Genomic DNA, 4,855 nt, shown 5'->3' with positions numbered 1-4,855 from the left:
TGCCAAAACTCGTTCTCGGTGTGACATTCAACGACGGGATCGAGGTCATCGCCAAGCCGACTGACCGTCAGCCCATAACCGCCGCCGCCTAACCGGCCAGGCCGTCACCAAAATTTAGCGATAGCTCGCAGGCGTTTGGCATAATTCTCTGGAGTGATTGAATCGGGAAATGGAGATGCGCCGCTCTGACGAGCAGTATGGATCGCTATTCAGCTATGTGGATTTGGAAGCCCGCCTCCGCGGTGATCATCCGCTGCGAGCGATCCGGGTAATAGCAAACGCGGCGTTGAGTGTCGAAGGCTTTCACGGCGCTTTACGTGGACTTCGGGCGGCCATCGATCGCACCAGAGAAGCTGCTTCGAGCGGTGGTACTGCAACCCTTCTAGTCATCTGGAACGCAAGTTCGTCACATTATAATGATAGCTCGAATCTCTCTGTAGAGGAGAGCGCTTGTGGCGAATGCAGCTGTGAGAGGCCGACCGATCGAGCCGTTGGTGCTGAGTGCGCAGGAGCGGACGTACTTGGAGAGACAAGTCCGTCGTCACCGTGTTGCGCGGTCGCTATCTGAGCGGTGCCGCGCGATCCTGCGATGTGCGGACGGCTTGCCAATGCCCCATGAAGGAGAGCTTGGCGCCTTGGCCATCACCTTTGCGATAGAGCCTGGCGTCCGGATCGGTGGTTGATCCATGCGTCTCGTTGGAGCGCTTCTCCTTGTGGAAGCCGCGCTCGCCATTGCGGCCTGGATCCGGCGGCTTGTCCTTGCCGTCCTTGCGTCGGAAGCTCTTCATTGATGCCCACGCCTCGATAAGCGTGCCATCGACCGAGAAGTGATCGTTCGACAGGAGCTGCTTCACCTCAGCCTGGTCCAACACCGCGCCGAAGAATTTCGCCGCCACATCCCCTTCCAGAAGCCGCTTCCGGTTCTTGGTGAATACCGTCACGTCCCAGATCGGCGCGTCCATCGACAGCCCGACGAACCAGCGAAACAACAGATTGTAATCGAGTTGCTCCATCAACTGGCGCTCTGAGCGCACCGAGTAGAACGCTTGTAAAAGCAGCGCCCGCAACAGCTTCTCTGGCGGAATCGAAGGCTGGCCAAGCTTCGCGAAATCGCCTGAGAGCGCCTCACGTGCCCCATCGACAAGCCGCCTAATGGCCCGCAGCGGGTGATCTTTGGGAACCCGCGCCGAGCAGCTCACGTACGAAAAAAGGCCCTCTGACGCCTCATCTTCTCCGCGCATCGGCTGTCCTCTGCCCCGATTCAACAGGACAAAGGAATCACAATCGCAGCCGATCCGCGATACTTTTTCCGCAGCCTGCTAGTCTTAGTCTAGTAGGTAAACCTCTGCACTGACGAGTGGGGGAGAGCGATGTCGTACTGCGCAACCGCTAACCCTCCAGCTAAGGAGCAGTCCCAAACGCTGCATGACGCCGAACACTTCATCGCCAAGCTGCCAAACGCGAGCACGACGCGGCGGAACCTTGGTGGATAAGATTACTGTAGTCCATCCGATCGGCGCTGCCGAAATTGCCGACGTTGCAGTAGCCGGCAATGACCTCTCTGTGCGATGGAGCGGTCGAAAGTTTGGACAGAGCCTCCATTTGTCAATTCTGGCATTTTGGGCGCCCCCTTCGTTGCGTCGAAGCAATGCAGCGTCTCGCCTCCGTTCCGCTTGTTATCAGCCTGGTACAGGCTGGGAATACTCGCTTACGACGGACGTGCTGAGGGCCGTGATCGAGAAAGTGACGGGAAACAGCCTGGAATCGTTTGTCACCGAGCGGTTCATGACCAAGACGGCGATTATTGGCTCCGGCGCGATCTCGAATCCCATTCGGGAAGCGTTCTATGCGGCTGATTGAGGTTCGACCCCAGCGCTCTTCTGATCACAATCGTCGGATCCGCCCCGCGAGGCTGACACGTTCGAGTTGGGCCCACAAGCATCGGTCGAAGGCCAGCGCCAACCCTGTCCGATTCACCCCAGATAGTGTTGCAAAAGTCGAAAGTTGCAGGGCTCAAGATTTTTCGCGAAAGCACTAAGCAGCGAGCGATCGCTGATTCGTATGACCTCAATCGTGGTATCGAAGTTGCCTGTGAATTTTGCGTGAGGCCGTGAGGTCCCTCACATTTTGTATACGAAAGTCGCGCCCACGGCCCGCAGAATTTTGGTCATCGGCGAAAATCGACTTTTGCAACACAATCCCCCAGAAAGTGGACCGCGCGTCCTTAGTGATGGTCTTCGGCTTGGGGCCAATAGCCGGCGTTCAGCTCGCTCCCAGCCCTAATCGCGGGGGCCCTGCCGCGGCTGAAGATTGTTGGCGGGGTTGGTATCGTACTTCGATATTCGCGTGATGAGCCCGCTAGTGGTGAGCGGTTGCAAGTCCGCCTCCAGCGCGTCGGCAATCTCCTTGGCATAGATCTCCCGGTCGTCTACGTAGAGTGCAAAGGATTTCAAATACTTTTCCTTCTTCGCTGGATTCTCAATCGTCGCCTTTGTCCACTGGTAGAGCGGATAGTTTTCGACGCCGTGCTCTTCTGCTGCGGCGACATACTCCGCAAAGGCATCGAACTGGCATTTCGGCGCAGCGCGATGCTTGGCGAGGATATCGAACAGCGGTGCCAGTGCCGGAACACGAAGTTTTCGGCCTACCGATTCCGCCGTGGCGGAATCATTCACATCGAACCTAACCTGATACTGCCAGTGAGAAGCCACGCTATGCTCGCCTTCTGGTCGCACCCGATTATTCTCCTTTTCCCATCGCAAGGCGCTACCGCTTCCTCACGAGCAGGTCCGGCATGCATTGTATCACAAGCTGGCCGCAATGTCAGGCCGACCGTTGCGTTAGGAGCTCCTCATTTTTAAGGCACTCGTTGGACGAACGAAGATCGATCACCACCCGTTGATAGGTGCCGCTGCCGATCTCCTCTATCCCGTCGCTTGCCGGCACCTTGAAGTCAACTCGTTTTCCCTCGACGTTGATTACCTCGGCCGTCGCGCACACCTCGTGGCCTACAGGCCGTGGCGGCGAAGGGCTGTACGTCTACTGCAGCGCCGACCCCGCTTTCGATGAGGCTCGCGAAAACCAGATCTTCGTCAGACCCGCGCTGGCCGTTTGACCTCAACTAGCACAAGCAACGAACGCGGGAGCATAGTCTATAACGGTAGGATCTCCGTGAATTTGCGAACGCGTTAGGCGGTCTTCATTGGGCCGCTGCTTGGTGACCTTACGCGCGTTACACTGCACCGGCCATCAATGCTGACGGGCACGTCACCCTCGATGGTGGCGCGACGAACGACGCGATGCTGGTCGCCGTAATCATTGACCGCATAATGGTGTGTGGCGCGGTTATCCCAGATCGCGACATCGCCCTCCCTCCAGTTCCAGCGCACGGTGTTTTCAGGCGCGGTGATATGAGACTGGAATATATCCAACAGCTTTTGGCCGTCATATTTGGGGATGCCAAGAAAACGCTGTACCAAAGCGCCGAGCACTAGCGTCCGCTCTCCGGTCTCGGGGTGGACACGCACCACGGGATGCTCAGTCTCGAAGTTGGTTCTGGTGAAGACCTCGTCAAAATGCTTCTTATCGACCTCGCGGACTCGGGCCATTCCGGCATAGTCGAAGACGTTGCTGTGAACGGCCCAGAGCTCGTCTGCAAGCCGTTGCAGCGGTGGCGGCAGGTCGAGATAAGCGGCCGCGGCGTTCGACCAGACCGTATCGCCGCCGAATAGTGGGATCACAACGGCCCGCAGCACCAAAATCTTGGGATAGGAATCGGCGAAGGTCCCATCGGCGTGCCACACATCGGCCCGGCCACCGCCGCGCGCGGAGTCAAGCTCGAGGAGCGATGCCGTTCCCTTGGCAACGCCGAGCATCGGATGCGGCACCAGCTTCCCGAAACGGGCAGCAAATCGCTCCTGCTCGGCGTCATCGAGATGACCTTGGTCGCGGAAGAAGATCACCTTGTGGTCGAGCAGCAAGCTGTTGAGTGCAGCGATCGTCTGGTCCGGCAAATCGCTCGAGACCTTGATATTTCTGATTTCGGCGCCGATGCGCGCTGCGCGTTTGACGATATCGGTACGCGGAATGACATTATCGATCAAGGTCGTTTCGCTCATGGATGTTCCAGCCTTTGCGGTTTCTTCACCAAACAAACGCATTCAGCTGCGACCCGGAATGGGTGAACGCTAGATTGCTAATCATCAAAATCCGCGGCAATCGGCCCGTTGGTGCGCTGTTCGTGCGAGGCAAAAGCGGCCACGCATGGATCGCGGCTGATCCGTACCATTTTCGATGGGATACGCCTGAAACTCGCCGGTGCCCCTTGCCTCGGTGCAGCATTAGCTTGATTGAGGATCGACGATCCGGCAGGTTCAACTTCGAAGAGTCTCATCGAGACTGCCTTCGATCATTGGTTTGGTGAAACTTCTCTACGATCGCGGATACGATCTCGTCCTTCCAAGAAGATACGAAGCGCTTGGGTGCGCAGGTGACGTCACCGGGTTTCATAGGCAAACCTCGCATTTAGCAAGTGATCTCCAGCAAGCACCGTGCCAGCCGCGAAAACGAGCCGCGAACGACTACCTGGCGGCAAGAGCGCCAAAGGGATCGGGAAAACCCGGCGCGACGGTCACCAAATTGGGCCGATAATTCGACCAGATAGCCGGCTAGCCCCGATGGCCAGCGCGCGCGAAGAAGCAGCGCCTAACGATACGTGAGGTCGAGCGCCTAGGAGCCTGTCCAGTTAGCATCGGGAAGCCGGTTTTATCCGAATGATAGCGGCTCATGCGGCCCTCGCCAGCTTGACGAGGTTGTGAGCGGTGCAAATCAGGGCCCATTCGGGCTTCACTTTGTC

General features: G+C 57.9%; 3 protein-coding genes and 3 pseudogenes. 3 read left to right on the top strand and 3 right to left on the bottom strand.

Annotated elements, in window-relative coordinates:
- Window positions 1-175: 175 nt before the first annotated feature.
- Both GWE18_RS41665 and GWE18_RS41660 read left to right on the top strand, forming a co-directional pair.
- Window positions 176-383 (top strand): annotated as a pseudogene (locus tag GWE18_RS41665) (IS5/IS1182 family transposase); the annotation flags it as partial.
- Window positions 384-452: 69 nt separating this feature from the next.
- Window positions 453-608 (top strand): annotated as a pseudogene (locus tag GWE18_RS41660) (IS630 family transposase); the annotation flags it as partial.
- On the opposite strand, the pseudogene GWE18_RS41655 reads toward GWE18_RS41660, so the two are convergent.
- A pseudogene (locus tag GWE18_RS41655) lies at window positions 609-1,241 on the bottom strand (IS5 family transposase); the annotation flags it as partial.
- Window positions 1,242-1,485: 244 nt separating this feature from the next.
- Here GWE18_RS41655 and GWE18_RS41650 point away from each other — a divergent pair.
- Window positions 1,486-1,860, top strand: coding sequence for a serine hydrolase (locus tag GWE18_RS41650; RefSeq protein ID WP_275191267.1), 375 nt, complete (start codon window positions 1,486-1,488; stop codon window positions 1,858-1,860).
- Window positions 1,861-2,279: 419 nt separating this feature from the next.
- On the opposite strand, the gene GWE18_RS41645 is transcribed toward GWE18_RS41650, so the two are convergent.
- Window positions 2,280-2,711: a hypothetical protein gene (locus GWE18_RS41645; protein WP_275191268.1), complete on the bottom strand. Its 432-nt coding sequence runs from the start codon at window positions 2,709-2,711 to the stop codon at window positions 2,280-2,282.
- A gap of 477 nt (window positions 2,712-3,188) precedes the next feature.
- Window positions 3,189-4,118, bottom strand: a complete 930-nt coding sequence (locus GWE18_RS41640; protein ID WP_275191266.1) for a TauD/TfdA family dioxygenase — start codon at window positions 4,116-4,118, stop codon at window positions 3,189-3,191.
- Window positions 4,119-4,855 lie beyond the last annotated feature (737 nt).

Source organism: Bradyrhizobium sp. CSA112 (assembly GCF_029051645.1).
Taxonomy (GTDB): domain Bacteria; phylum Pseudomonadota; class Alphaproteobacteria; order Rhizobiales; family Xanthobacteraceae; genus Bradyrhizobium.
Note: the sequence above shows the minus strand (reverse complement) of the source record. Positions and strands in the feature narration are given on the sequence as shown.